The sequence below is a fragment of the Pusillimonas sp. NJUB218 genome (assembly GCF_003788685.1).
Classification (GTDB): domain Bacteria; phylum Pseudomonadota; class Gammaproteobacteria; order Burkholderiales; family Burkholderiaceae_B; genus Neopusillimonas.
Map to the genome: position 1 here is coordinate 24802 of NZ_NQMK01000009.1, position 24978 is coordinate 49779.

22 protein-coding genes, 1 tRNA gene and 1 pseudogene are annotated in these 24978 nt (G+C 57.0%); 19 read left to right on the top strand and 5 right to left on the bottom strand.

Annotated elements, in window-relative coordinates; genetic code table 11:
• Window positions 1-16 precede the first annotated feature (16 nt).
• Together CHR62_RS11995 and CHR62_RS12000 are read left to right on the top strand one after the other, a co-directional pair.
• Window positions 17-478: a GatB/YqeY domain-containing protein gene (locus tag CHR62_RS11995; RefSeq protein WP_093971471.1), complete on the top strand. Its 462-nt coding sequence runs from the start codon at window positions 17-19 to the stop codon at window positions 476-478.
• A 13-nt stretch (window positions 479-491) separates the two neighbouring features.
• Window positions 492-890, top strand: coding sequence for a PaaI family thioesterase (locus CHR62_RS12000; RefSeq protein ID WP_093971495.1), 399 nt, complete (start codon window positions 492-494; stop codon window positions 888-890).
• A gap of 66 nt (window positions 891-956) precedes the next feature.
• Here the strand turns inward: CHR62_RS12000 and CHR62_RS12005 are convergent, their stop codons facing one another.
• Window positions 957-2039, bottom strand: coding sequence for an alkene reductase (locus CHR62_RS12005; protein WP_093971470.1), 1083 nt, complete (start codon window positions 2037-2039; stop codon window positions 957-959).
• Window positions 2040-2212: 173 nt separating this feature from the next.
• Here CHR62_RS12005 and CHR62_RS12010 point away from each other — a divergent pair, with 173 nt between their 5' ends.
• From CHR62_RS12010 to CHR62_RS12030, 5 genes are all read left to right on the top strand, one after another.
• Window positions 2213-2866: a TrkA family potassium uptake protein gene (locus CHR62_RS12010; RefSeq protein WP_093971469.1), complete on the top strand. Its 654-nt coding sequence runs from the start codon at window positions 2213-2215 to the stop codon at window positions 2864-2866.
• Window positions 2867-2869: 3 nt separating this feature from the next.
• Window positions 2870-4237 carry a TrkH family potassium uptake protein gene (locus CHR62_RS12015; RefSeq protein ID WP_123661098.1) on the top strand — a complete coding sequence of 456 codons (1368 nt, stop codon included), beginning with the start codon at window positions 2870-2872 and terminating at the stop codon, window positions 4235-4237.
• A 72-nt stretch (window positions 4238-4309) separates the two neighbouring features.
• On the top strand, window positions 4310-6637 hold the full coding sequence (locus CHR62_RS12020) for an EAL domain-containing protein (RefSeq protein ID WP_199722939.1): 2328 nt from the start codon (window positions 4310-4312) through the stop codon (window positions 6635-6637).
• Window positions 6637-7506, top strand: coding sequence for a phosphate/phosphite/phosphonate ABC transporter substrate-binding protein (locus CHR62_RS12025; RefSeq protein WP_123661099.1), 870 nt, complete (start codon window positions 6637-6639; stop codon window positions 7504-7506). The genes CHR62_RS12020 and CHR62_RS12025 overlap by 1 nt, the downstream gene beginning before the upstream one ends.
• Before the next feature lie 80 nt (window positions 7507-7586).
• The gene (locus tag CHR62_RS12030; RefSeq protein WP_123661100.1) at window positions 7587-9683 is read left to right on the top strand and encodes a CocE/NonD family hydrolase; all 2097 of its coding nucleotides are present in this window, start codon (window positions 7587-7589) and stop codon (window positions 9681-9683) included.
• A 153-nt stretch (window positions 9684-9836) separates the two neighbouring features.
• Here the strand turns inward: CHR62_RS12030 and CHR62_RS12035 are convergent.
• Window positions 9837-9913 (bottom strand) — tRNA-Pro (locus CHR62_RS12035).
• A 200-nt stretch (window positions 9914-10113) separates the two neighbouring features.
• Between CHR62_RS12035 and pgaA the strand changes: the two genes are divergently transcribed.
• The 11 genes and pseudogenes from pgaA to CHR62_RS15840 form a co-directional block, all read left to right on the top strand.
• Window positions 10114-12132, top strand: coding sequence for a poly-beta-1,6 N-acetyl-D-glucosamine export porin PgaA (pgaA, locus tag CHR62_RS12040; protein ID WP_123661101.1), 2019 nt, complete (start codon window positions 10114-10116; stop codon window positions 12130-12132).
• A gap of 9 nt (window positions 12133-12141) precedes the next feature.
• A complete protein-coding gene (pgaB, locus tag CHR62_RS12045; protein ID WP_123661102.1) occupies window positions 12142-13926 on the top strand; it encodes a poly-beta-1,6-N-acetyl-D-glucosamine N-deacetylase PgaB in 1785 nt (594 codons plus the stop codon).
• Entirely contained in the window at window positions 13923-15254 is a 1332-nt protein-coding gene (gene pgaC / locus CHR62_RS12050) for a poly-beta-1,6-N-acetyl-D-glucosamine synthase (RefSeq protein WP_123661103.1), read from the top strand. The genes pgaB and pgaC overlap by 4 nt, the downstream gene beginning before the upstream one ends.
• A complete protein-coding gene (gene pgaD / locus CHR62_RS12055; protein ID WP_093971462.1) occupies window positions 15251-15697 on the top strand; it encodes a poly-beta-1,6-N-acetyl-D-glucosamine biosynthesis protein PgaD in 447 nt (148 codons plus the stop codon). The genes pgaC and pgaD overlap by 4 nt, the downstream gene beginning before the upstream one ends.
• A 198-nt stretch (window positions 15698-15895) precedes the next feature.
• Complete coding sequence (locus CHR62_RS12060) at window positions 15896-16498, top strand: curli production assembly/transport protein CsgE (RefSeq protein ID WP_233574985.1); 603 nt, start codon at window positions 15896-15898, stop codon at window positions 16496-16498.
• Between the two features lie 14 nt (window positions 16499-16512).
• On the top strand, window positions 16513-16965 hold the full coding sequence (locus CHR62_RS12065; RefSeq protein ID WP_093971461.1) for a curli assembly protein CsgF: 453 nt from the start codon (window positions 16513-16515) through the stop codon (window positions 16963-16965).
• Window positions 16962-17939 (top strand): CsgG/HfaB family protein, encoded by a 978-nt coding sequence (locus CHR62_RS12070; RefSeq protein ID WP_123661104.1) that lies wholly within the window; start codon window positions 16962-16964, stop codon window positions 17937-17939. The genes CHR62_RS12065 and CHR62_RS12070 overlap by 4 nt, the downstream gene beginning before the upstream one ends.
• A gap of 116 nt (window positions 17940-18055) precedes the next feature.
• The gene (locus CHR62_RS12075) at window positions 18056-18814 is read left to right on the top strand and encodes a hypothetical protein (RefSeq protein ID WP_123661105.1); all 759 of its coding nucleotides are present in this window, start codon (window positions 18056-18058) and stop codon (window positions 18812-18814) included.
• Between the two features lie 108 nt (window positions 18815-18922).
• On the top strand, window positions 18923-19246 hold the full coding sequence (csgH, locus tag CHR62_RS12080; protein WP_123661106.1) for a curli-like amyloid fiber formation chaperone CsgH: 324 nt from the start codon (window positions 18923-18925) through the stop codon (window positions 19244-19246).
• A gap of 144 nt (window positions 19247-19390) precedes the next feature.
• Window positions 19391-19858, top strand: a complete 468-nt coding sequence (locus tag CHR62_RS15835; protein ID WP_233574986.1) for a hypothetical protein — start codon at window positions 19391-19393, stop codon at window positions 19856-19858.
• 95 nt (window positions 19859-19953) lie between these two features.
• Window positions 19954-20202 (top strand): annotated as a pseudogene (locus CHR62_RS15840) (response regulator transcription factor); the annotation flags it as partial.
• A 6-nt stretch (window positions 20203-20208) separates the two neighbouring features.
• On the opposite strand, the gene CHR62_RS12090 reads toward CHR62_RS15840, so the two are convergent.
• Window positions 20209-21999 carry an ABC transporter ATP-binding protein/permease gene (locus CHR62_RS12090; protein ID WP_093971492.1) on the bottom strand — a complete coding sequence of 597 codons (1791 nt, stop codon included), beginning with the start codon at window positions 21997-21999 and terminating at the stop codon, window positions 20209-20211.
• Between the two features lie 170 nt (window positions 22000-22169).
• Here CHR62_RS12090 and CHR62_RS12095 point away from each other — a divergent pair, with 170 nt between their 5' ends.
• A complete protein-coding gene (locus CHR62_RS12095; RefSeq protein ID WP_123661108.1) occupies window positions 22170-23807 on the top strand; it encodes a sigma factor in 1638 nt (545 codons plus the stop codon).
• On the opposite strand, the gene CHR62_RS12100 is transcribed toward CHR62_RS12095, so the two are convergent.
• Together CHR62_RS12100 and CHR62_RS12105 are read right to left on the bottom strand one after the other, a co-directional pair.
• Complete coding sequence (locus tag CHR62_RS12100; RefSeq protein ID WP_093971455.1) at window positions 23749-24549, bottom strand: ferritin-like domain-containing protein; 801 nt, start codon at window positions 24547-24549, stop codon at window positions 23749-23751. The two genes, CHR62_RS12095 and CHR62_RS12100, sit on opposite strands and share 59 nt — an antisense overlap.
• Window positions 24549-24941: a MerR family transcriptional regulator gene (locus CHR62_RS12105; protein WP_093971454.1), complete on the bottom strand. Its 393-nt coding sequence runs from the start codon at window positions 24939-24941 to the stop codon at window positions 24549-24551. The genes CHR62_RS12100 and CHR62_RS12105 overlap by 1 nt, the downstream gene beginning before the upstream one ends.
• Between the last annotated feature and the right edge of the window lie 37 nt (window positions 24942-24978).

Sequence of the window (24978 nt, forward strand, 5' to 3'; positions counted from 1 at the left end):
AATACAGGACACCACCATGAGCCTTTCGCTCTCACAGCAGCTTTCCGATGCCGTCAAGACAGCCATGCGCGCCAAAGACACTGCGCGCCTGGGTACATTGCGTTTCTTGCAAGCCGCCGTCAAGCAAAAAGAAGTCGACGAGCGCCGCGAACTGACCGACGCCGACATCACAGCCATCATCGAGAAACAAGTCAAGCAGCGCCGCGAATCAATTGCCGCTTTTGAAAAGGCCGGCCGCACTGAAACCGCTGCACAAGAGCAGGCCGAACTCGATGTACTGCAAGAGTTCTTGCCCAAGCAAGCCACGCCCGAAGAGATCAACGCTGCCATCGACCAAGCGATGGCAGCTGTAGCAGAACAAGGCGTCACCGGCGCACCGGCCATGGGCAAGGTCATGGCTATTCTTAAAACCGAACTGGCCGGCCGCGCCGACATGTCGGCTGTATCCGGCCAAGTAAAACAACGCATCATGTCGTAATGCCATGACCGACATGTCAAAAGAAAGCACCGATTACTTCGGCCTGAATATTCCCTTCATGCAGTTTATCGGGCTGCAGCCCGAAGACTTCTCGCCACAGCTGACACGTACCCGTCTGCCCTGGCGGGCCGACCTGACAAACAGCCGTGGCGATATTCACGGGGGCACGCTCATGAGTGCGCTCGACCTAACCCTTAGCGCCGCCGCGCGGGCCAACGACACGTCCACCAGTATGGCCACCATCGACATGACCTCGCACTTTTTGGCGCCCGCCAGAGGTACGGTTGTATTCGAGGCCACCTGCCTGCGCATGGGCAAATCTATTGCCTTTTGCGAAGGTCGCGCATTAAGTGAAGACGGCGAACTGTTGGTAACGGCTACCGCAACCTTCAAGGTTATGCGACCGCGTTAACGCCGCACACAAAAAGGCCCGGCATCAAGCCGGGCCAAATTACTGCTGGGCAAAAACCAGACGGCGTCAAGCTTCGGCAGATGCCTCGCAATCGGCCGGCGACAATGCAGGATAATCGGTATAGCCTTTGGCGCCCTGACCATAAAACGTACTTGGATCGGGCTCGTTTAACGCATGGCCATCGCGCAAGCGAGCAACCAGGTCGGGGTTGGCAATAAACATGCGGCCAAACGCCACGGCATCGCCATCACCATTATCAATCGCTTTTTGAGCCGTTTCGAGCGTATAGCTGCCATTGATGATGACCGGGCCGCCAAACAGCTTTTTCATTTGCGGGGCCAGGCTGTCGGGGCCTTGGGGTTCGCGCACAAACATGAACGCCAGGTTGCGTTTACCCAGTTGTTCGGCCACGTAATAAAACAGTGATGCCGGGTCGCTGTCGCGCATGGCATGCACGCCGGCACGCGGCGACAAATGCACCCCAACGCGGCCGGACGGCCAGACACTGCACACGGCATCGACAATCTCGAGCAGGAAGCGCGCCCGGTTTTCGACAGAGCCGCCGTACTGGTCGGTACGCTGATTAGAGCCGTCGTGCAAGAACTGGTCGATAAGGAAACCGTTGGCGCCGTGCACCTCGACACCGTCGAAGCCAGCATCTTTGGCGTTGCGTGCCGCCTGCACAAAGTCGGCCACAATGCCGGCGATTTCGTTGGTTTGAAGTGCGCGTGGCACAACGTAGTCGCGCTTGGGACGCAAAATGCTGACCTGCCCCTCACAGGCAATCGCGCTGGGCGCCACCGGGATTTCGCCGTTCAACAATTCGGGGTCGGAAACCCGGCCCACATGCCACAGCTGCAACACGATTTTCCCGCCGCGCGCATGAACCGCCTCGGTCACGCGTTTCCAGCCGTCGACCTGAGCCTTGCTCCAGATACCAGCGGTATCTGGGTAGCCGACGCCCTGAGCCGTAATTGACGTGGCTTCGGTAATAATTAGACCGGCATCGGCACGCTGACAGTAATACAGGCGGACCAGATCGGTTGGCGCCCGCCCTTCACCCGCACGGGTGCGCGTCAGCGGCGACATCACGATGCGGTTGCTTAACGACAAGCTGCCGAACTGAACCGGCTCAAATAAATTCACCATAGTGTGAGACTCGTATACAGGTTTACCCTAATTCAATAAAGTTAACATATTCTAGTGATATGCGGTACCCACCAAGGAATATGCACTACGCTTACCTGCACGCCAACCCAGACGGCCATTAACAAGGCGCTTCAATACGCCTACAATGGCGCCCTGTCCAACAGGAGCAAACCATGGCGCAATTTGCCGTCATCGGCCTGGGTCGTTTTGGCTCGGCCGCATCGCTGGAACTTATGAAGCTGGGCCATTCGGTGCTGGGCGTCGATACCAGCGACAAATTGGTCAACAAATATGCCGACCAGCTCACCCACGCGGTCATTGCCGACGTCACCGACCGACGCGCCATCGAAGAACTTGGTCTGGATAATTACGACGTCGTTCTGGTAGCCATTGGCGCCGACCTGGAAGCCAGTTTGCTGTGCGTGGTGCATTTAAAAAGCGCTGGGGTGCAAAAGACATGGGTCAAAGCGACATCGCGCGCGCACCACACTATTCTGAGCAAACTGGGGGTTGACCGCATCATCCACCCCGAAGAAGAAATGGGTATTCGGGTTGCCCAGGCGCTGAGCTATCCCATGGTGACGGACTACATTTCGTTGGGTAACGGTCAGTTTGTGGTCGAGATTGACGTCGGTGAGCGACTCGACGGCACAAACGTGCGGCAATTTCTTGACGAAAGCCAAGAGGACATTCATATTTTGCTGGTCAAGCGCAAAGCCGACATTCATGTGCACCCTGACGATACGTTTGAACTTCACACCAAAGATGTATTGGTCATTGCCGGGCAGCTCGACGCACTGAAAACCATCGCACCCATGCTGTCATAAACCATGCGCAACTGGGACCCGCGGTTAACGCTGCGCCACTATCATCAAGTCAGACGCAATGGTCGCTTCAATGCCGCACCGCCCATGGTGCTGGCGGGCGGCTTTATGTTGTTAAGCCTGATTGGGGCCCTGCTGCTTTGGCTGCCGTTTTCAGTTAACGCCCCGATCAGTCCGCTTACGGCTTTATTCTCGGCGGTTTCAGCGGTCACGATCACGGGGCTCAGCACGGTAGACATCAGCGTCACCTACACCCCGGTGGGGCAAGCTATCCTGATCACACTGGTTCAGATCGGCGGGCTGGGTTTTGTGACGTTTTCGATTGTGGCCGCATTAGCCTTGGGCAAACGTATTTCGCTGCAACATCAGGCCTTGGCCCAAGAGGCTTTCAATCAAACCAGCGTAGCCACGGTCAGGCAAACCGCGTTTGCCATCATCAAGATCACACTTGTGCTTGAGTTGATTGGCATTGTTTGGTTTACCTTGTACTGGTGGCAAGAGTCGAGCTTGCTGAGCGCCCTGGGACACGGCATATTTCATACCCTGGCTGCGTTCAACAACGCCGGTATCTCGTTGACTGCAACCCACCTTTCAAACTATGTCAGTGACCCGGTCGTCATTCTGGGTACTACCGCCCTGATCATTCTGGGCGGTATCGGGTTTCCCGTACTAAACGATATCCGGCAGAAGAAGTCCTGGAAGTCCCTCTCTCCGTATAGCAAAATCGTGCTTATCGGTACGGCCATCATGAACCTGATCGGCTTTGTGATGATCTGGCTGTTTGAATACGACAACCCCTTTACGCTCGGGCCGCTGGATATTGGCGGCCAAGCCTTGGGCGCCTGGCTGCAAAATGTCACGACACGCACTGCCGGCTTCAATAGCGTCGATATTGCCAGCCTTGAAGACAGCACGACCCTGCTGATGATGCTTTACATGTTTATTGGCGGCGGCTCGCTCAGCCTGGCCAGCGGCATCAAGATCGGGACGTTTATCGTGCTGATGGCGGCGGCCTATTCTTATATTTTCCAACGCCCGCAAGTCGTACTGCTCAAGCGCGCCATTTCGGCAGACACCGTGCAAAAATCGCTGGCGCTGCTGCTGATTACCGCAACACTTATCTTTTCGGCCACGCTCATCATGACAATGATCGAAGACGCGCCATTTATCAGCGTTCTTTTCGAGGTCGTTTCGGCCGTCAGCACCACGGGCCTCAGCCGCGACCTGACGTCAACATTATCGTGGCCCAGCCAGTTTTTGGTGATCTTGCTCATGTTTATTGGCCGACTTGGGCCCCTGACCCTCATATACAGCCTGAGTACCCAGCATCGCGGACGGGTGCGCTACCCCGAGACCAGCTTCCAGATCGGTTAGGCGCGTCATAATCACGTCATCTTAGCGTGACAAAATTTCGGGACATCTGCATTTACCCCCGGAATCAATGCCTTGACCCGCCTCAAATCGTCTGTTTCACCTGGCTTCATTCAAGCGGCCATTGTCATCATGGGGTTGGTGACGATTGCATTTATCTGGCTGCTTGATCACCGGCAATACTCGGCGGCGCATGCCGAAGCGTTGGACTCAAAGGCAAACGAGCACCTGAACCTGGCCACCATTGCCGCCGAACACCTGAAGCAGTTGGCAGATCGTTCGTTAGCGGTCAGTGCAGTCGTAAACTCGACCGCAAACACTTTGGGCAACAGCCCATCAGATGCGTCGCGCGCCTTGGCCAAAGACCCGGTATTCAACCGCTTTAGCATCTATGACGCGCGGGGAAACTGGCAATTCCACAGCCACGACAATCTGCCGGCGATCTTGCCGCAGCACTGGCTGGAGCAGGTTTACGCGCAAATCGAGAACCACGGCTTTGTGCCTTTTTTGCCCGTCAGCGACATCAGCGGGCCAAAAATTGCGGCCCCGAAATGGCACTTACCCCTTTTGCTGCCCGTTGCCGATCCGCAAACCCGAGGTCAGTTGGATCGCATTATGTTGGTTGAAATGGACGTCGGGTATTTGGCCAGCCTGTATCAAAACATTGAAATGGGCTATTCCGGTATTATCCAGTTGCTCGATGCTGCTGGTCAGGAACGGCTTCGCGCAGACACCAGCGGCGTTATATTCAATGGCGGTGCACTGATTGCCGGCCCGGAGCAAGCCAAAGATCCGCGGCGAGGCGGATACCGATCGGTGGCCAATGACAAGGTGTATCAAAGTATTTACGTGACTGCGCCTGAACACGGATGGCGCATTGTCGTCAGTCAGCAACTCGACGAGATTCTTACCCCGGTACAAACACGACAAACCAACCAGACGTGGTTGGGCATTATCATGAGCGTCGCCATACTGCTGGCGATTTCATGGATTTTTACCGTGCTGCGTCGCCAGCAGGCCTCACTGAAAGCCTTACAAAACTCCGAGCAAGAGAAACAGCGTCTGATTGAAAGCCTGGAAACCGCCCATCGGCGTAGCAGCCATGCCGCATCAACCGACCATCTCAGCGGGCTGTTCAATCGCCGAGAATTCATCCGGATTGCATCGGACTGCCTGACGCAGCAACGCGCAAAACGACGCCTGCTGGCGATACTGTTCATCGACCTGGACCGATTCAAATCCATTAACGACACCTTAGGCCATAAGGTTGGTGACATGCTGCTCCAAGCCGTTGCCGGACGTATCCAGCGCATGCTGGGCCCGGAAGATCAGGCAGCGCGCTTTGGCGGCGACGAATTTGTCGTCATGCTGGCCGACAACCGTAGCGAACAGCAAATTACAGAATGGGTCAAAGCCCTGACCGAAAAACTGTCGGCAACCTATTCGCTTGAGGGCGTTGAGCTGAACACCAGCCCCAGCGTAGGCATTTCGATTTGCCCGCGCGATGCCCAGGACATCGATGAAATGATTCGTTGCGCTGACGCCGCCATGTACTCGGCCAAGCGCGCCGGCCGCGGCCAGTACCGCTTCTTCGACCCGTCGTTGAATACCTCGCGCATCGAGGAATTCCATATCGAACAGGCCTTGGGCGAGGCTTTGCGCAAACGTCAATTTATCTTGCATTACCAGCCACAAGTCAGGCTGGACACACTGACCATCAGCGGCTACGAGGCCCTGGTGCGCTGGCGCCATCCTGAGTTTGGTCTGGTATATCCGGACCGCTTCATTGCCATTGCCGAGCGCAGCGGTTTTATCATTGACCTGGGTAAAGAAGTGCTGCGTCTAGCCTGCGAGCAACTTAAAAAATGGAAGGTTCAAGGCATTCGTACCACCGTTAGTGTGAATGTGTCGGCCTTGCAGCTAGGGCAAGAAGATTTTGCCGACTCGGTACTTCGCGAGCTGGCGCTGCATGACATTGCCCCGGACCAGCTCGAACTGGAAATTACAGAAACCGCGATTCTTGATCGCGAACAATTGGCGATTGAGCATCTGGAAAGGCTGAAAAAGGCCGGTATTGCCATTAGTCTGGACGACTTCGGTCTAGGCTATGCGGGGTTTGCGCATCTGTACGCCTTGCCCATCAGCAAGCTGAAGATTGATCGCGGTTTGATTGCACAGCTTTCAAACACCCACGATGACAGCCCAATTGTGTCTTCGACCATTGCCCTGGCCAAACGGCTACAGCTGCAGGTCGTTGCCGAGGGGGTCGAAACACGCGAACAACTGGTTTATTTAAAAATTTCGGGATGCGATTACGGGCAAGGCTATCACTTTAGCCGACCCCTATCGGTTGAACAGCTACCGGAATTTGACGAAGCTTTTAAACTCAAAGAAGTGGCCTGATGCTGCGCTTTATCATGTTGTTAATTGCAGTGTTGGCAGGCCCGATTGCCCAGGCCGACACCACCTGCCGCGATACCGACTTGCGTATCGCCGTGATCCCGAAAAAAAGTATGGATGCGCTGGTCAAGGACTACGCGCCCTTGCTTCGCCATCTAAGCAAACATCTAGACATGCCCGTCGAAATCATACGGGCCGGCTCGTACGACGCCGTTGCCGATGCGGTTGTTTCGGGTGGGGTGGATATTGCCTGGCTTGGCCCCGCAGGCTACTTAACCGCCCACTTGCGCGACCCAGGCGTTGAGCCCTTTGCTAATCTCGTCCTGGAAAAAGGCGCGTACACACCGGCCGGCAACCATTATCAAGCGCTGTTGGTGGTGCGCGCCGATACCGGCGCCAAAACGCTCAAAGACCTTGCCGGCCAACGGGTCGCCCTGAACGACCCTTTAAGCACTTCGGGCAGCATTTTGCCTAATCGGGCGTTCCCCGATGCGGCGGGCATGCCGCTATCCGAGTTCTTTGAAAGCCAGGTGTACACCGGTTCGCACGACCGTTCACTGGACGCCTTGCTTAACAAGCGCGTCGATGCCGCCTTTGTCGCCAGCGTCAGGGCTGATGACTACATCAAGCACGGCAAAATGAGCCCTGACACGCTACGCGTGCTGTGGCGTTCTGCGCCGATTTACTACGATCCGTTCGTGTTCAGCCCTATGGTGTGCCCGGCGCTTAAAAGCAAAATTCGCCACTTAATGCTTAACGAACCCACCGCGCTTAGTGGCTTTTTTAAATCACAACAAGCCACCGGTTTGATGCCAGCCAGCCACAGCGACTACGCGCCGCTGATCCCATTGATGGGCGAGACCACGAAATAGGGAAAAAACGTGTTACAACCGCCCCAGAAAAATCAGCATGCCTGGGGCTCGGCACAGAGCTCGCCATTGGAGACACCTTGATGTACGGGATAAAAAACACGTTAAAAAAACTGACGTTTAGCTTTTTGGTTATAGCTGGTGTGGCCGGCTGCACGGCCCAAATAACACAGCCCACAAACAGCCCGCAAAAAGAAACCGCACAAGCAGCAGCTTACGAATTCACGCTCGAGTATGAAACCCTAGAAATGAAAGACGGCGTCAAGCTAGCCGTCACTTTCTACCGGCCTGTTGCCAAAAAGCCCGGCGAAACTTTCCCGGCCCTGATCGAAATGGTGCCCTACCGTAAAGACGACTTCTTTGCCCTGAGCGACTACGGCTATGGCGCATACTTTGCCAAAAATGGCTATGTCGTTGCCCGAGTGGATGTTCGAGGAACGGGCGGCAGCGATGGCCCTGTACCCGTCAGCGAATATTCGGCCGCCGAAATTTCGGATGCCGAACAAATCATTGACCAGCTTTCCAAAAAAGAATGGTCCAACGGCAATGTCGGGATGTATGGCCTGTCATGGAGCGCCTTCAACTCGCTCATGACCGCCCACAGAAAGCCGCCAGCATTGAAAGCCATCATTGCTGCACACGGTTCGATCGACCTGTTTTACAACGACGTCCATTACAACAGCGGCGCGCTGACGCTCGATTACTACAGCCATCAAATCAGCACCGATAACGCCCTGCCCCAGAGCCCCGATTATCGAATTGACGAAACGTACTTCAAGAATCGTTTCGACAAAAAGCCCTGGATCTTTACCTGGATGCGCGAACAGCAAGACAGCGAATTCTGGCGTCAGGAATCAATCAAGTTCAAAGAGCCTCTATCGGTGCCTGCTTATGTGATTGGCGGATTGCTGGATGGTTATCGGGACTTTGTACTCGATGTCAAACAGCACTCGACCGCCCCGGTGATCGCCGAAATCGGGCCATGGAATCACGCATGGCCCGAATATGGTGCGCCCGGACCTAATTACGAATGGCGCCAAAGGGCCCTGCGCTGGTGGGACTATTGGCTCAAGGGCGTAGAAAACAACGTGCTTGATGAGCCCCGCTGGATGGCGTTCATGCGCACTGGGCAACCGCCGACAGCAGACCCGGCTATCGTGCCTGGCTACTGGCGCTGCGAGAAAAACTGGCCTGTTCAAGGAAGCACCGTTCAGCGCCTATACCCGCAAACACAACAGAAACTGACTGGCGCACCGACAAGCAAAACGACCAGCGACTCGCTGAAGTATGTGGCAGGCGCAGGTATGGCAGCGGGTGGCTGGTGGGGCGAACAAACCGGCGACATGTCGACCGACGATCGCAATAGCCTGGTGTATGACTCGGCCCCACTGACGCAAGCCATGGAGATCATGGGCAACCCGCTAGTGCATTTGCGGGTTGCAGCCGACGCACCTTTTTACCAGTGGAGTGTACGCCTTGAAGACGTCGCGCCAGATGGCACGGTGTCTCTGGTCAGTGGCGTGTCCATTAACCCTTCGCAGCGCCATTCGCGACTTTCACCGCAGGCCCTGACACCAGGCGAACCCGCGACCCTGACTGCACCGATTCACTTCACAACCTGGCGCTTCAAGCCTGGCCACCGGATTCGTCTGGCGATTTCTAATGCCCAATTCCCTATGCTTTGGCCTAGCCCGACACCCGGCACTACCCGCCTGATTCTGGGGAAAAACACGTGGTTCGAACTGCCTGTGGTGCCCACGCGCGATGCGACTGATGCTACCTGCCCCCTACCGGCACCCGAACCCAGTGACGAGGCCCCCTTTGGCAAGACACTGGAAGATACCGGTACTGTGTTTACACGGCAGCGCGACGATGAAAAAGGCGAATCCACCTTTACGACCACTAGCAGTGTGGTGTGGACGCAGTACGACAACGAGTTCCGCTCTGCCGAATCGTATGAGTGGCACGTTAAGGATGCCTCCCCTGCCAATGCCCACTTCAAGGGCAAACGCAGAAATACATTCACGATCGACGGCGTAAAAATCGACCTGCTCGGTGAAATCAAGGTTGAGTCAGATGCCACTCACTTCGACGTGACATTTACCAAAACACTGCACAAAGACGGCACCCTGATCAGGGAAAAGACCTGGATCGAGCGTATTCCGCGACGCTTCCAGTAATACCGGGCTGTTGGCGCTGTTTATTGCAAACAGTGCCCGCGCCCCTGGCAGACCCACGTTTGCCAGGGGTGCGCGCCTTACAAGCAAGCCAGACTAGGACCGCAAATAGAAAAAGGGTGACAGCAAAAAATGCTGTCACCCTTTTGAATTTATTGGTCGGGACGGAAGGATTCGAACCTTCGACCCCTTGCACCCCATGCAAGTGCGCTACCAGGCTGCGCTACGCCCCGACTAAAGAACGCTATTCTAGCACGTAAATTTTGCCGTAGTCAAAACGAAAACTAAAAAATATTTAACAGCCTAGACCGGGCGCCGCACGGCCTGCGCCACCCGACTTACGTCATCTCGCGCATATTCGTATTGGCGCGCCGTTTTTATAGTTTGCCCTACCAGCTGTATCTAGCCGTAAAAAAATGGACCGGGGCAAACCATGGGATCGGAAAAAAAGCGCAGTTCAAGTATTTTTCGGGCATCGGTACAGGCCGGCTGCGTGCTCGCGCTAGCCACTTCTGCTGCCCACGGTACAACCCCCGAAATTTACCAGGCGCTGCGACAGGCGCAGAACGCATACCAACTGGCCCCCGACAACACGCAAGCGCGACGTCAATATATCTTTGCGTTGCGCGACGCCCGCTTAAGCAACGCAGCGCTGGCAATGGCACAGCGCTACCCGAATGCAGTCAGCAGCGACGAACTGCGTGTCCTCCAAGCCGACGAAGCCGCCGAACTCACGCGCCTGGCCAGCACACCATCACGCAACCAGGAAGAACGCTACCGTCTGGCAGATCAGGCATTACAGCGCTATGACCAGTACCTGAACGACTGGCAGAAACAGGGACTAAGCGATACCGCTATTTATAGGCGCATTGAGCTGGACCGCCTGCAGGCCTTGCATGCTCGCCAGTCCATGCAGACCCTGGTTGACACCTACGAAGCAATGCAGCGTCGCGGCGTTACGATTCCGTCGTACCTGCTCAATGAAATAGCCTCGGCCTACCTGTACCTGAAACAGCCCGAGAAAGCGACGGCACTATTCCAGGCGGCACTGAACGCCGAGCGCTTGGACAGTGCGGAAGTCAATGACGACGAGCTGGCCTACTACTACGCACTGCAGGAAAGTGGTGAACACGCCGCCGCCCGGGCCCATTTAACCGCCCTATCCAACCGCCAGGGGCCATGGCGTCGGGTTGCCGGCAACCCCCAGCCTTTGCCCAACGAGAACTTTCTTAATACGGCACGCACATCGGCTATCGACCCGATTTATGCTGGACAAGTCGGTAACGCTATAGATCAATTGCAACAATTGGCCGATGAAGCACCTCGTGATGCGGGTCTGCGCATCGCACTGGGCAACGCCCAATACCTGCAAGGCTTTCATCGTCAGGCCGAAGTCACCTTGAAGCAAGCCGAGTCGTTGGAACCGCAGAATCCGGAACTCATCAGTGCGCAAGGCATGAATGCGCTGTCTTTACACGAATGGGAGCAGGCGCGCCTGCTGAAAGACTATGCCGTTACCCACTACCCCGAGTCGCCGGCAACACAGCGTTTAAAAGAAGAGTGGGAGACGCAGCAAAAATACGAGTTGCAGATCAGCGCAGTGCGCGGACACGCTACCGACAGCCCCGTTACGGGCGGCAAGGATTTTCGGACTGAAGCGACGCTTTATACGCCAACCAGTGACAACGGCATGCGCTATTTTGGTGGCGCAGGGTACGCCCAGGGCGACTTTGAAGAAGGTGAGCTCAACCAACGCTGGCTGCGCGCCGGTGCCCAATGGCGGACACGTGACCTTATTATCGAGGGTGATGTGTCGTCTCAGCAGTATGGCTACGGCACCAAAATAGGCGCACGTGCAGCCGCCACGGCGTGGCTGAATGACCAATGGCAAGTCGGTGCGCAAGCCGCATGGCGCCCGGTATCCACTCCCATGCGCGCACTGAAAAACAATATCTGGGGCAAGCGCCTTGACCTTTGGGTGCAGCGCAATGGCAAAGACGACAGCCAATGGTTGCTCGCCTTTGCGCCTACACGGTTCAGTGACGGCAATCAGCGCTTTGAAGCCCGGCTGTCAGGCCGTGAGCGGCTATACAGCAGCGCTGAATTCACCGCCCACCTGGAACTAGATGTCAGCGCCTCGCGCAACAGCCGCACCGACGTCCCCTATTTCAGCCCCCGTCAAGACCTAGAGGTATTCCCCGGCCTGGTACTGACACAAACCCTGTACCAACGCTACGACACCGTCGTCACGCACAGCCTTCAGTTACGGGCAGGCCTGTACAAGCAGCGCGACTACAGCGCCGGCAGTGTGATGGCCGTGGGCTATGGCGTGCGCTACCAAACCGGCAAAAACGTCGACATTCAAGCCAACGTGCTAGGTGTCAGGCGCCCTTATGACGGCAAGCAAGAGCGCGAACTGCGCTTTCAGCTTGAACTCAATCTGCGCTTCTAGGAGCCCTTCATGCCTCACGCCCACGTCTTGACGCCGTTAGGCGGCAACACCCGACACGCTTACGGCGCAGGCCGGGTTGCCAATGTATTGCGTTTTTCCGCCCTACTGCTTTTTTCGCTGCTCTTGGCGGCTTGCAGCAGTGTCGATCGGGGCGTGCCATTTGTGCCGCCGGCGCAAAGACAGGCGTCGCCGGCCACCCTGGCCTGGCCCACAAACCACTACCTGGCGCTGGCCTACCACGATGTCGAAGACGAAAACCCCGACCAGACCTTTGTCAGCGTCGGCACGACGCATCTTCAAGAGCAATTTGCCTGGCTGCACGCGAACGGCTATCAACCCGTCAGCGTTGACCAGATTTTCGCGGCAGCGGACGGTGGCCCCGCATTGCCGTCACGCGCCGTACTGCTGAGCTTCGACGACGGCTACCGCAGCTTCTACGAACGCGTATACCCATTGTTGCGAGCCTATGACTGGCCGGCTGTATTGGCCCCGGTAGGTGTATGGGTCGATCCGCCAGACAATGGCGGCACCGTCAGCTTTGGCGGGAAGCCAGTACCCCGCGAAAAGTTTTTAACTTGGGGGCAGATTACTGAAATGGCCGCATCGGGCCTGGTTGAAGTAGCCGCCCACACCAACAACCTTCACTACGGTATTACGGCCAACCCGCAGGGTAATCAGCAGCCGGCCGCTGCTGCGCGCCGGTACGATCCTGCAACCGGCCGATACGAAAACGACGCCGAATTCAGTGTACGGATTAGGGATGATGTTCGGGCAATAAGCCAAAAGATCACTCAGGCGACCGGTAAAGCGCCCCGGGTGTGGGTATGGCCGTATGGCACCACGAGCGGCATGGCCGCAAGCATTATTCAGTCTGAAGGCTATCGGCTACTGCTAACGCTGGACGACGGTCTGGCATCGATGCAGCAAATGGACCGCGCCCCGCGTTTACTGGTATCAAACGACCCGGCACTGACCGGCTTTGCCAACGCGGTCGTGGCCCAAGAGCGCCCCGAAGTCATGCGCGGCGTGCACGTACGCCTGGCAGACCTCTACGACCCTGATCCAGCCAAGACCGATGAGAACCTGGGCGCACTGGTGCAGCGCATTGCCGATCTGCAGATTACGACGGTATTCCTTGAGGCCGCCGACGCAGCAACGCCGGACAACACCCAGCCGGCAGTCTACTTTCCTAATAGCCAACGACCTGTACGCGCTGATTTGTTCAATCGGGTAGCGTGGCAATTAAGAAGTCGTGCGTTTGTGGATGTGTACGCGTATTTGCCGCAACCGACCAACACGGCGCTATACGAAGACCTGGCCCGGTACGCTATTTTTGCCGGCCTGGCGCTGGATGACAGCGCTTCGAACCCGACGGCAGATCAGGCATTGCGCGATCACGACATCATCCAGCGCGTCAAAGCCATCCGGGGCCAGGACACCCGTGTTGCCCGCGTACTGAAAGTGGATGACGGCGCAACCGCCGAGCACATGCAGCGCCGCCTCGACCTGGCGCTGGCATCGGCCGACTGGGTGCTACTGGCGCCAAGCCGCCAAACCGACACCCTTCAACTTAATGTGCTGGCCGATGCCGTCCAGCGCAGCGCTGCGCCTTCTCGGGCAGCCATTACCTTATCTGCCGGCACCGACGACACCCTTCTGGCCGGCCAGATGAAGCACCTTCAAACACGGGGCGTACGCAGCTACACCTATCGCACCGACGACCACAACCCCGACACACCGCGCCTTAGCGTGATCCGGCCGGTCTTGTCCAACGCTTGGTATCCCTTCAAATGATAGACAGACTCATTGCCCTGCTTGCCCTGGCCATGGTTGTGGGCGCCCCCGTTAGTGTGGCCCTGGGCTGGACCAGCACACTGTTGCTGAACTACGTCTTTTATTACCCGCTGGTGATGTCGGCACTGTGGATGAGTGGCGGCGTGTATTTCTGGTGGCGCTGGGAACGTCACTGGCCCTGGGGCCCTGACCAGCCCCCACCAAATCTCGCGGGTCACCCACGGATCAGCATTTTGATCCCTTGTTACAACGAGGGTCGGAACGCCAATGACACGATCATGGCCGCGCTGGCGCAAGACTACGACAACCTGGAGGTCATCGTCATCAATGATGGATCGAGCGATGACACCGGCGCAGTATGCGATGCACTGGCTGAACAACACCCGAACCTGCGCGTACTGCATCTGGCGCACAACCAGGGTAAAGCCATGGCGCTGCGCATGGGTGCTATGGCGGCCAACAGCGAATACCTGGTGTGTATTGATGGCGATGCCATGCTGACGCCCGAAGCATGCCGTTATCTGGTCGCCCCGCTGGTCGACAACCCACGCGTGGGTGCGGTCACCGGCAACCCGCGTATTCGTACCCGCTCAACCCTGATCGGACAAATCCAGGTAGGCGAATTTTCTTCCATTATCGGCCTGATCAAACGCACACAACGCGTATACGGACGCATCTTCAGCGTGTCCGGCGTCGTGGCTGCCTTCCGGCGCAGCGCCCTGGACGAGGTCGGTTACTGGAGCCTGGACATGATCACCGAGGACATCGATATCACCTGGAAACTGCAGATGAAGCAGTGGCAGGTGTTCTATGAGCCGCGAGCCTTGTGCTGGATCTTGATGCCAGAGACGCTGCGGGGGCTCTGGAAGCAGCGGTCGCGTTGGGCCCAGGGCGGTGCCGAGGTCTTCTTGAAAAACCTGACCGCCATCGTCGCGTGGGATCAGCGTCGCATGTGGCTGTTGATGATCGATTACGCCTTGTCGGTGCTGTGGGCCTTTGCTTTGGCAATTTCTATCTTGCTGTGGGTACTCGGTTCACTGGCCGAGCTGCCCGAACCGGCCCAGGTTGCAGCATTTTTGCCGCCCACATACACCGGCCTGGCGCTGGCCGCAGTATGCCTGCTGCAGTTCACGATCAGCATCTTGATTGACCACCGCTATGAGCCCGGGCTGACGAAATCTTTGTACTGGATCGTCTGGTACCCGTTCTTGTACTGGCTTATCAGTTTCACCACCACGTTGTACAGCTTTCCTAAAGTCATGCTTCGCCTGCGACGCCGACGTGCCCGCTGGACTAGCCCTGACCGCGGGATCAAGGAGCTCACATGACCACACTGATTCATACCCCCTGTTCCCGTATCCACAAAATTATGGACCGAGGCACAACCGCACTGGGCTGGACGGGCTTTGCCTACCTGCTCGCGCCAGACTCTATTGCCTATGCCTCAGTACAGACGCTCGCGCTGGATATGAACGCCGTCAGCCTTTTTTCGGCAACCCTGGTTTGCAGCAGCCTCGGGCTGACGGCCTGGTCGCTCTACAACAAATGGCTATATCAACGTGGCCTGACGGCGGAGGCTGCAGCCTATCACCCGCTCGTTGACGACCGGGTTGTTGCTGATCATTTCCTGATTGCGCCAGAAGACCTGGAAAGTGTTCACGAAAGCCGTCGTACGGTGATTTACCACACCGAAGAAGGCACCATCGTCAGGCTGGAAACCGATGACGACGGACGCGCAAAGCATGCTGGCCATTTGCGCCTTATAGCCTAGCCATACGGGGGAAACCCTTCCCCCTTGCAGCCGAATACGACACGCCAAAGCCTACGTTCAAAAACCTTTCCGGCCTAAGACTTTTATCTCATGTTTGTGACTGTCCCCGTCTCTATCATGGTTTTCAAGGTGTTAGCAAAACGTAGTGATGTTCACGATTGTGTAAAGCATGTTTCAGAAACGCCCGGAGGCGCTGCCATGAGTAACCGTGTTTCAGATCGCAAAACACTGCCGGCCAGAATGCTGACCGCAGTGGTATGCGCCCTGTATGCAACCGTTGCCCAGGTAGCCGCCGCGGCGCCTCTGAAAACTACCGAGAGCGCCAGCCGACCCGTGGGTACGACATCAAAAATCGATAAGCCCGCACGCTCAGGTACATCGAACGGTGCAACAAACGGCAATGGCAATGGCACGCTGAACGGAAAGCTTAATGGGAGCCTGGATGCAGACCGAGAAAGCCGCAAGCGCCTGGAAGACCCGCTGACCGGAATTGTCATCAACCGCACCATCACCGTGCTGGGCAAAGACTTCTACAACTATTTTGTGACTGCCTGGCGTCATCTGGATGGCGACAACAAATACACCATCACCATATTCGAGCGCCCATCGGCCCGTTGGGGCAGCGAGATCTGGATCGAATTCCGCCGTACCCGAATGTTCCACACTTTTTTATCGCCGGCTCGTCAGGCCGCGCGCGAAGCCAGCGAGCAGGCTGCTGACCTTGTTTACCAGAACATCATGGAAAACGAAGTGCGGCGTGCGTTGTTCAAAAGCCCTGATCTGGGCGAAGAAGAACTGTAATCAAGGAGACCATCATGTCCAGCAAGCCAGGAATTCAGCGCGTCGCTATTGCGGCCCTGATCGCCGCAATAGGAATGTCGCCGCCACTTAAAGCCAGCGAACTGATCTATTACCCCATCAACCCATCTTTTGGGGGCAACCCGCTGAATGGTTCGTGGATGCTGAACTCGGCCCTGGCCACCAACAAACACAAAGACCCTGCCCTGGATGACACCAGCGGCATAGAAAGCACACAGCAAACGCCATTGCAAGCTTTTCAGGAAAGTCTTGAGCGCGCGGTACTGTCGCGCCTGACCTCGGCCGCAACGTCTAACCTGTTTGACCCCGTCACCGGCAAGCTTGTACCCGGTACGGTCGAAACCGGCAACTTCACGATCACGATTGCCGACAGCGGTGGCGGCATCCTGACGATCACCACAATGGACAAAGCCACCGGCGCAGTGACAACTTTCGAGGTCAGCCAATGAACACCGCTCTGACATCCGTGGCGCCAGTAGCCGCAAAATCGTATAGCAACCGCTTGGCCAAACTGGGGCCTGTGCTAGCCGTCTGTGCTGCGCTGGCGGCCTGCGCTCCGTTGCAAAAGCCGGCCGAAGTCGCCAATCAGGCACAACTGACGCCAGCTACGCCTTCGACGCACGACTTGCTGAAACTGCCGCAGCCCAAAGGCAAAATTGTGGTGGCCGTCTATGGCTTTCGCGACCAGACCGGACAGTACAAGCCGGCGCCCGACAGCTCGTTTTCGACCTCGGTCACGCAAGGCGCCGCGTCGATGCTGATCAAGGCGCTGAAAGATTCGGGCTGGTTTACCCCGGTTGAGCGCGAAAGCCTGCAAGAACTGCTGACCGAACGCCGTATTGTTCGGGCGCTGGATGGCTCACAAGACAAGAATACGCCGCAGATTTATATCCCCCCGCTGGTGCCGGCCTCCATTCTGATCGATGGCGGGATCATTTCTTACGAAAGCAATGTCCGGACCGGTGGCCTTGGTGCGCGATTCCTGGGGGTTGGCGCTTCGACGCTGTACCGCGTCGACCAGGTCACCATCGGTCTGCGCAGTGTCGACATCCGTACCGGGCAAATCCTGCAAACCGTGTCCACGACAAAAACCATTTTCTCGTACGAAATCAGGCCCAGTGTCTTCAAGTTTGTGAATTTCAAAGACCTGCTTGAAATTGAAGGCGGGATCACGCGTAACGAACCTGCCCAGTTGGCGGTGAAAGAAGCCATTGAGGCGGCGGTGATCTACCTCACGGTTCGTGGGCTGAAAGACGGCCAGTGGGCACTGCGCAATGAGGCCGACTGGAATCAGCCGGTCATCCAGAGCTACCTGCAGGAAGAAACCAATTATGCGGCGGTTGCTGCCGACATGGGTCCGGGAGGCGTAGGCATGGGCGCTGACGCCGGCACGATCGTCAATACCGACACGTCGAACCCATAGCGCGCACTAAACGATTATCGCGATACGAATAAACAGAAGGGACGGGTACCGGGTTCTGAAGGCCGCCAGGTACGCGAGAGAAGCAGTGTTGGCCTTCATCAACGAGGAGAAGCAAAATGAGTATCAAACTTACTGCAGTCGCATTGGGCGTCACACTGGCCTTTGGCGCAGCTTCAGGCGCCATGGCGGCCAACAACGCCACCATTTACCAGAACGGCTGGGGCAACGATTCGTCGATCGAGCAGTACGGCAATATCAATGCCAACGCCACGGTGAACACCTACGGCAACATGAACGACAACGTCGTGGTGCAACAGGATACGATGGCCACAACGGCGACCATCAACACCAACTGGGGCAACAACAATGACAACTACATCAGCCAACGTGACGTCACCGGCTCGAGTGCCACCGTTTATCAGGCTGCCAGCTTCAGCGATGTCGTCATTGAACAAGGTGGCACCACGTCGACGGTTGGCGGCGGGTGCGGCTGGCACGGCTGCTGGCCCGGTCATTCGGTTACCGTTGACGGCACGAACCAGGTGGCTGCGGTCAACCAGTTAAGCGGCTGGGGCCATGACGCCTACATTGGCCAAACCGGCCATAACGTAACAGGCACCATCAACCAGAGCGGCCACAAAAATGAAGCCGTCATCCTTCAGCGCGGCACAGGCGGCGACGCCGACAGTGCCATCATTACGCAATCCGGCAGCCACAACAAGGCCTCCGTTGACCAGTACGGCAAAGGCCTGAACGCCACCGTACTGCAGCAAGGCAGCTACAACGTGGCTACAGTCACTCAGCGTAATTCCGGCCAAAACGCTTCTGTGACACAAGTAGGCAACTTCAACAAAGCCAACGTCGTACAACACTAAACGACGGTTACGCGGCAGGCACGCCCGGCTTGCCTGCCGCAAACCGGCCATAAACAACCCAAAAGGCATCGCCAATGCGTTCTGGCATGACGGGTTGAGGAGACAACTGTGAACATCGACGCGAACATTCAAGTGTGGCTAGAGACGGCTCAACGCACGCAACCCCAGATTATTGTGCCGTACGTAAAGAGCTCGACAGAAACGACACTGAAATATGTCGTCGAGGCCCACCGCAGCGCTGCGCAAGGCAATAGCCGCTTACGCCAAGGCGGAACTATTCACCTGACGGCTGACCAGGCCACCGCCCTGGGGACGCTCGCGCTTACACGCAGTGCTCAAGATACGTGCGAGGTGACCCTGACTTTGCGATCGGCCGACAACACCGAGCGAAAGTTTCAATTGCCCTGCCCCGGCTTTACGCCCGAAACATAAAAAAACTATTTAAATCAGAAAATTGAAAGAAATATTTAAACGGAATCTTTATTGACCCTGTCGGCAACCGTTATTACTATTGCAATACGTTGCATACCCCGGGTGCCATAGACAAGCTGCCGACATCATTCAAAGGATGTAGAAATGGCAAACATCATGATCATCGAGCCCCATGCGTTACTCCGGCTTGGCCTGGTACAACTTCTGGCCGACCTGGGCCCTGACGTTACACTGCAAAGCCAAGACTATCCGTTGGTTTCGGCACAGCCGCAAACCCAGTGGGCCACCGATCTGGTCTTGCTGTCACTGTATAACCCCGACGAAATCGCGCGTCAGGTGGCCGCCGTCGAGGCCGCGTTCAAACCGGTCTCCATCATTGCCATGGGCGAAGAGAAAGTTATGCCGGCCCAATTGGCCGCCCTCTCGGGGCGTCTGGCCGGTTATTTATGCATCAGCTGTGCGCCCGAAATGCTTCTGGCGGCAGTTCGCCTGGTATTGGCGGGCGGGAAATGCTTTCCGCCGATATCTGCCCCCCTATCGCGTCGCAGGCAACCACGCCGGCAGCCGTATCCAATACCCTGCCTGCCAGCGCCGCGACAACCGACGACCTGATGCGCCCATATACGCCGCCACGCTGGCCGCCGGTGGCCGAAACCTCACCACCACCCAAAGCACCACCCAAAAAAGAAATGGCCGAACACGAAATGTTGGGTCTGACGCCCCGCCAATACGAAGTGCTCGTTTTGCTAGCCCGTGGGTACCCCATGAAAACCGTTGGGCGGTGCCTGAATATTTCGGTGGCCACGGCCAAAGCGCACACCGAAACCCTGTATCAGCGGCTTGATGTCCACAATCGCAACGCGGCGGTGTATGCCGCTGTGTCGCGTGGCGCAAAGCTGGGCTGGGCCTGCATGGGGGGCGATGCCGACCCCGGGTCGGTCAACTGTAACCGATGACAACAATCAAATGGGGGCCTCCGGGCTTTCAGCCTGCTGCAGCGCCCACATTTGCGCATAACGCCCGTTCTGCGCCAATAGTTGTCGGTGTGTTCCCTGCTCAATTACCCGACCATGATCCATCACCAGTATTTCATCGGCGTCGGCAACTGTCGACAAGCGATGAGCAATAATCAGCGTGGTGCGATCACGCGAAATTTCGCCTAGTTCGTCCTGAATGGCCTTTTCGGTCTGGGTGTCGAGCGCACTGGTGGCTTCGTCGAGAATAAGAATTGGCGGGTTTTTAAGCAGCGTACGTGCAATCGCCACCCGCTGCTTTTCGCCGCCCGACAACTTCAGGCCGCGCTCACCCACCTGGGTGTCGTAACCATCGGGCAATCGCGAAACAAAATCGTGTATGCGGGCGGCCTTGGCAGCCTGCACAATTTGTTCCTGCGTGGCATTGGGGTTGCCGTAAGCAATGTTGTAGCCAATGGTGTCATTGAACAGCACGGTATCTTGCGGCACGATACCGATATGCTGGCGCAGGCTGTCTTGCGTCAGTTGGCGGATATCGGTGCCATTGACCTTAATAACGCCGCCGGTTACGTCATAAAACCTGAAAAGCAATCGGGACAGCGTTGACTTACCTGCGCCCGAGGCGCCCACAACCGCTAATGTTTTGCCCGCTGGAATAGTAAACGAGACCCCAAACAAAATTTGCCGGTTCGATTCGTACGAAAAATCCACGTTCTCGAAACGAATTTCGGCCTGACGCGTACTCAGGGGCCTGGCATCGGGCGCGTCGGCCACTTCGCGATCTTGCGCCATCAGACCAAACATGCGCTCCATATCGGCCAGAGCATGCTTGATTTCACGATAGACAAAGCCCAGAAAATTAAGCGGTGCATAAAGCTGGGTTAAATACGCCGACACCAGAACCACATCGCCTACTGTCATGGTTTGCGCCACCACGCCCTTGGCCGACAACCACAGTAACAGGGTAATGCCCACCGTGATGATGACGCCCTGCCCCATGTTCAGGAAATTGAGCGACACCTGATTCTTTACGGCCGAATCAACCCACTTGCCCAGATTGCTGTCGTAGCGATTAAGCTCGTAGCGCTCGTTGCCAAAGTACTTAACAGTTTCATAGTTGATGAGCGCATCGATAGCCTTACTGTTGGCCTTGCTGTCCAGATCGTTCATGCTGCGCCGATACACCATACGCTTCTCGGTGACCACCAGCGTAAAGATGATGTAGGCCGCGATGGTGCCCAGGGTAATGACGGCAAACCAGAAGTCATAACGCCAGAACAAAATGATCGCCACCATGCCGATTTCAAGCAAGGTCGGCAAAATATTGAAGACCGTGAAATTGAGTAAGAAACCAATGCCTTTGGTACCACGCTCGATATCTCGACTCAGCCCGCCTGTTTGGCGTTGCAAATGAAATCGCATCGACAAGGTAAACAGATGCTGATAAAGCCGGGTCGCAATGGTGCGGATCGAGCCTTGGGTTACCCGCGCAAACAGTGCATCGCGCAGTTCGCCAAACACACTGGTGGCCAACCGGGCAAACCCATACCCCAGCAATGCCGCGACCGGCAGCACCATAAGCGTTTGCGGCACGCTGAGCTGATCCACCAGATCTTTCAGGTAGAGCGGCAACGTAACGCTGGCCACCTTGGCGGCCACCAGGCAACCCATGGCCAGCAACACCCGCCATTTAAACTGCCATACATAGGGCAGCAGCGACTTGAGGGTCTGGATGTCGTTACGGTCGGCAGGCGCCGGGCCTCGGGCAGAAAATCTCATGGCAGGGGATACGACGTATAAAGACGCCTGATAGACGGGGCCCCATTTTACGCCGGGGCGAAAGTCCTTGCCTGTTTGTACAGAACGCATGCCGCAGGCTCATTTTTTATGCCAAGCCCGCATACAATTATCAACTGCACATTCTTGAACCCGAAACAAACAGAGGTCTCATGGCGGTCAGCCACTTCAATTACAACCACACGCTGATACAGTGCGGGCAGGGTAATGCCCAGGCATTGTCTTCGTTGTACCAGCAGGAAGCAGCCGTCATGCTGGCGCTTGCCGATCAGGTGCTTGAAGACCACGGCAAAGCGCAACAAGCCCTTCACGATGTTTGCGTCATGGTCTGGGAACATGCCGACCAGTTCGACCCGTCGGCAGGCAGCGCGCGCGCCTGGATATACAGCATCTTGCGTTACCGCCTGATGCGTGAACTACGGCACAACCCAGTACCGCTCGACACGGCACGCATCAATCAGTTGCATACCTGGCTCGACGAGAATACCCGACTGATGCACGAAGACTTGCACGACGGGCTTGAACGCGTCGAACCCCTAGCCGCAGATGCTCTAGGCCTGGCCTACTACAAAGGACTGCACACCGCACAAATAACGCGCGTGCTCGAACAGCCCGAGCATGAAATCAGGCAACTCCTGAATCAGGCCTTGCAGTATCTGGAAAAAAAGACGGCCTATGGGGGGCCCCTTCCCCAGGCCCAGCGTCTTGCCATTGCGCAATACACCCTGGGCACTTTGCAAGATCACGAAGAACAAAACGCCCGGGAGCTGATCAGTGAAAATGACGACGCCGTGCAGCAGGCGCTGCATTGGGAAACTGTCTTGCTGGCGCTGGCCGATCGGTTGACGCCGGTCATCCCGGATCCGGTCATCTATGGGCGTGTTCAAAAAACACTTGGCCTGCCCCGTATTGACCCCGACATACAACCTTTGGCCCGCCCCGAAACACCGGCACCGGCAGCCTCCGCAGCCACTGCATCTGCCGCCAGTACACCGGGCGCATCGGCCGCTAAAACAGGCGCCTTTGCCACGACGGCCTCGCCCAAAGGCGCAAGCCACACCATCACGTCAGCAAACACAGCGCCCGCGTCCAGCCGGGGCAATGCCCCAGCGCAAACACCAAACTTGTCTTCTGACGCCAATACCTCGCATGCGCCGGCAAATGCTTCGGCAGCGTCATCTGCCGCAGCGTCTAACGCGGTAGCCGGTACGCTTAAAACGACCGGACCAGGTGCAGGCATTCAGCGAAGCGCACGCAATAAGCCTCGTAGCAAACCCGCTATTTTGCTTGCAACCTTACTGATTGGCGCGGCGCTGGGTTACGTTTCGGCCAGCACCGGCATCTTCATGACGGCATCCACACCCGAACCCACTGTACCTGCTGCCCCACCCCAACCCGAAACGCTGTTCATCGCCATACTCCAACCCCCCGGCAGCACCTCGACCCCTGGCTGGGTAGTCACCCGTCCGGCTAGCCATACACTCAAACTTGAGTCTCTGATCAGCAGCGACAACGAGGCAGGTAAAGGCCTGGCACTCTGGACACGCGCCCCGGCACAAGCCGAAGCGACGTTTTTAGGGTGGTTGAATGACGGCACCAAAAATAACGTTACCCTGCCGGCAAACACAATGCTGACCAACAATCAATTGTTTGAAATTACGCTGGAAGACACCAGCCGAAGCAGCAACGCCCAGCCCGACGGTACCGTTTTGTTTATTGGTCAGGCGGTTATTACGACGTTGCCGGGGCCTGATCTTGCGCCTGCAGCGCCTCAAGCTCAGCCTGGGTGAACCCGGCAGCACGACGTGCGTCCAGATTAAATGGCCCTTTAAGCCGGGGCGCACGATACTGTTTAGCCAAAACAGCGTAATGCGCCACGGGGTCTAACCCGCGCTGGTCGCACAAATAGCGGTACCACTGGTTGCCAATGGCTACGTGGGTAATTTCGTCGCGCAAAATAATGTCGATGATGCCGGCCCCGGTAGCGTCACCGGCAGCCTGCAACTTGGCGCGTACTGGCGGCGACGCGTCCAGCCCTCGCGCCTCTAGGGTGCGGGGAACCAGAGCCAGACGCCCCAGCAAATCGGCCGACGTTCGTTCGGCCATATCCCACAACCCGTCATGGGCCGGAAAGTCGCCATAGGCGTACCCCATCGACTGCAAGTGGGCACTCAACAACCCAAAGTGGTAGGCCTCTTCGCGCGCGACCCTTAACCAATCCACATAGAACGCAACCGGCATCCCGGCAAATCGCCAGATGATGTCTAGCGCCAGATTGATAGCGTTGAATTCGATATGGGCCAGGGCGTGAATAAGCGCTGCCAAGCCTTGCGGGCTGTGCGGCGAACGCTGTTTAACCTTGAATGGACCGACCAGCTCGGGCTTGGCCGGCCGCCCCGGAATAGCGGCCGTGGCCGCCAGTTGAACCTGGGTATCGATGCCTTGGGCAAGCGCCGCCTGAAGGGTTTGTACTGCAGCAACTTTTTGCGTTGGGTCGTCTAGACAAAGTGCGTGCAGCGCCTGCAAGCGCATTATCGGCTGGTGCCGTCGAGCGCCTCGGCCAGGGCGTCGCGGATATCGGAAAGCTCGGACCGCAGCGCCTGAAACTCGGCACCTGTCAGCCGGACGGCCGCATCTTGGTCGTGGGGTACGTCGCGGGCGTCACCCAAACGATTGCGCGCACCGCTAATGGTGAAACCTTGCTCGTAGAGCAAGTCGCGAATGCGACGAATGAGCAAAACTTCGTGGTGCTGGTAATAGCGACGGTTACCGCGTCGCTTGACCGGCTTGAGTTGTGTGAACTCTTGCTCCCAGTAACGCAAAACATGGGGTTTGACGCAACACAGGTCGCTGACCTCACCAATCGTGAAGTAACGCTTGGCGGGGATCGGCGGCAAAATGACGGACGGTTCGTTCGTAGTCATGGGCGAGGGTCTGACCTATTGGGAAAGGTAAACTCAA

Excerpts from the sequence above, each read along its gene's own strand:
- CHR62_RS11995 (WP_093971471.1), top strand. The coding sequence starts at position 17 with ATGAGCCTTTCGCTCTCACAGCAGCTTTCCGATGCCGTCAAGACAGCC.
- CHR62_RS12000 (WP_093971495.1), top strand. The coding sequence starts at position 492 with ATGTCAAAAGAAAGCACCGATTACTTCGGCCTGAATATTCCCTTCATG.
- CHR62_RS12005 (WP_093971470.1), bottom strand. The coding sequence starts at position 2,039 with ATGGTGAATTTATTTGAGCCGGTTCAGTTCGGCAGCTTGTCGTTAAGC.
- CHR62_RS12010 (WP_093971469.1), top strand. The coding sequence starts at position 2,213 with ATGGCGCAATTTGCCGTCATCGGCCTGGGTCGTTTTGGCTCGGCCGCA.
- CHR62_RS12015 (WP_123661098.1), top strand. The coding sequence starts at position 2,870 with ATGCGCAACTGGGACCCGCGGTTAACGCTGCGCCACTATCATCAAGTC.
- CHR62_RS12025 (WP_123661099.1), top strand. The coding sequence starts at position 6,637 with ATGCTGCGCTTTATCATGTTGTTAATTGCAGTGTTGGCAGGCCCGATT.
- CHR62_RS12030 (WP_123661100.1), top strand. The coding sequence starts at position 7,587 with ATGTACGGGATAAAAAACACGTTAAAAAAACTGACGTTTAGCTTTTTG.
- pgaA (WP_123661101.1), top strand. The coding sequence starts at position 10,114 with ATGGGATCGGAAAAAAAGCGCAGTTCAAGTATTTTTCGGGCATCGGTA.
- pgaB (WP_123661102.1), top strand. The coding sequence starts at position 12,142 with ATGCCTCACGCCCACGTCTTGACGCCGTTAGGCGGCAACACCCGACAC.
- pgaC (WP_123661103.1), top strand. The coding sequence starts at position 13,923 with ATGATAGACAGACTCATTGCCCTGCTTGCCCTGGCCATGGTTGTGGGC.
- pgaD (WP_093971462.1), top strand. The coding sequence starts at position 15,251 with ATGACCACACTGATTCATACCCCCTGTTCCCGTATCCACAAAATTATG.
- CHR62_RS12060 (WP_233574985.1), top strand. The coding sequence starts at position 15,896 with ATGAGTAACCGTGTTTCAGATCGCAAAACACTGCCGGCCAGAATGCTG.
- CHR62_RS12065 (WP_093971461.1), top strand. The coding sequence starts at position 16,513 with ATGTCCAGCAAGCCAGGAATTCAGCGCGTCGCTATTGCGGCCCTGATC.
- CHR62_RS12070 (WP_123661104.1), top strand. The coding sequence starts at position 16,962 with ATGAACACCGCTCTGACATCCGTGGCGCCAGTAGCCGCAAAATCGTAT.
- CHR62_RS12075 (WP_123661105.1), top strand. The coding sequence starts at position 18,056 with ATGAGTATCAAACTTACTGCAGTCGCATTGGGCGTCACACTGGCCTTT.
- CHR62_RS15835 (WP_233574986.1), top strand. The coding sequence starts at position 19,391 with ATGGCAAACATCATGATCATCGAGCCCCATGCGTTACTCCGGCTTGGC.
- CHR62_RS12090 (WP_093971492.1), bottom strand. The coding sequence starts at position 21,999 with ATGAGATTTTCTGCCCGAGGCCCGGCGCCTGCCGACCGTAACGACATC.
- CHR62_RS12095 (WP_123661108.1), top strand. The coding sequence starts at position 22,170 with ATGGCGGTCAGCCACTTCAATTACAACCACACGCTGATACAGTGCGGG.
- CHR62_RS12100 (WP_093971455.1), bottom strand. The coding sequence starts at position 24,549 with ATGCGCTTGCAGGCGCTGCACGCACTTTGTCTAGACGACCCAACGCAA.
- CHR62_RS12105 (WP_093971454.1), bottom strand. The coding sequence starts at position 24,941 with ATGACTACGAACGAACCGTCCGTCATTTTGCCGCCGATCCCCGCCAAG.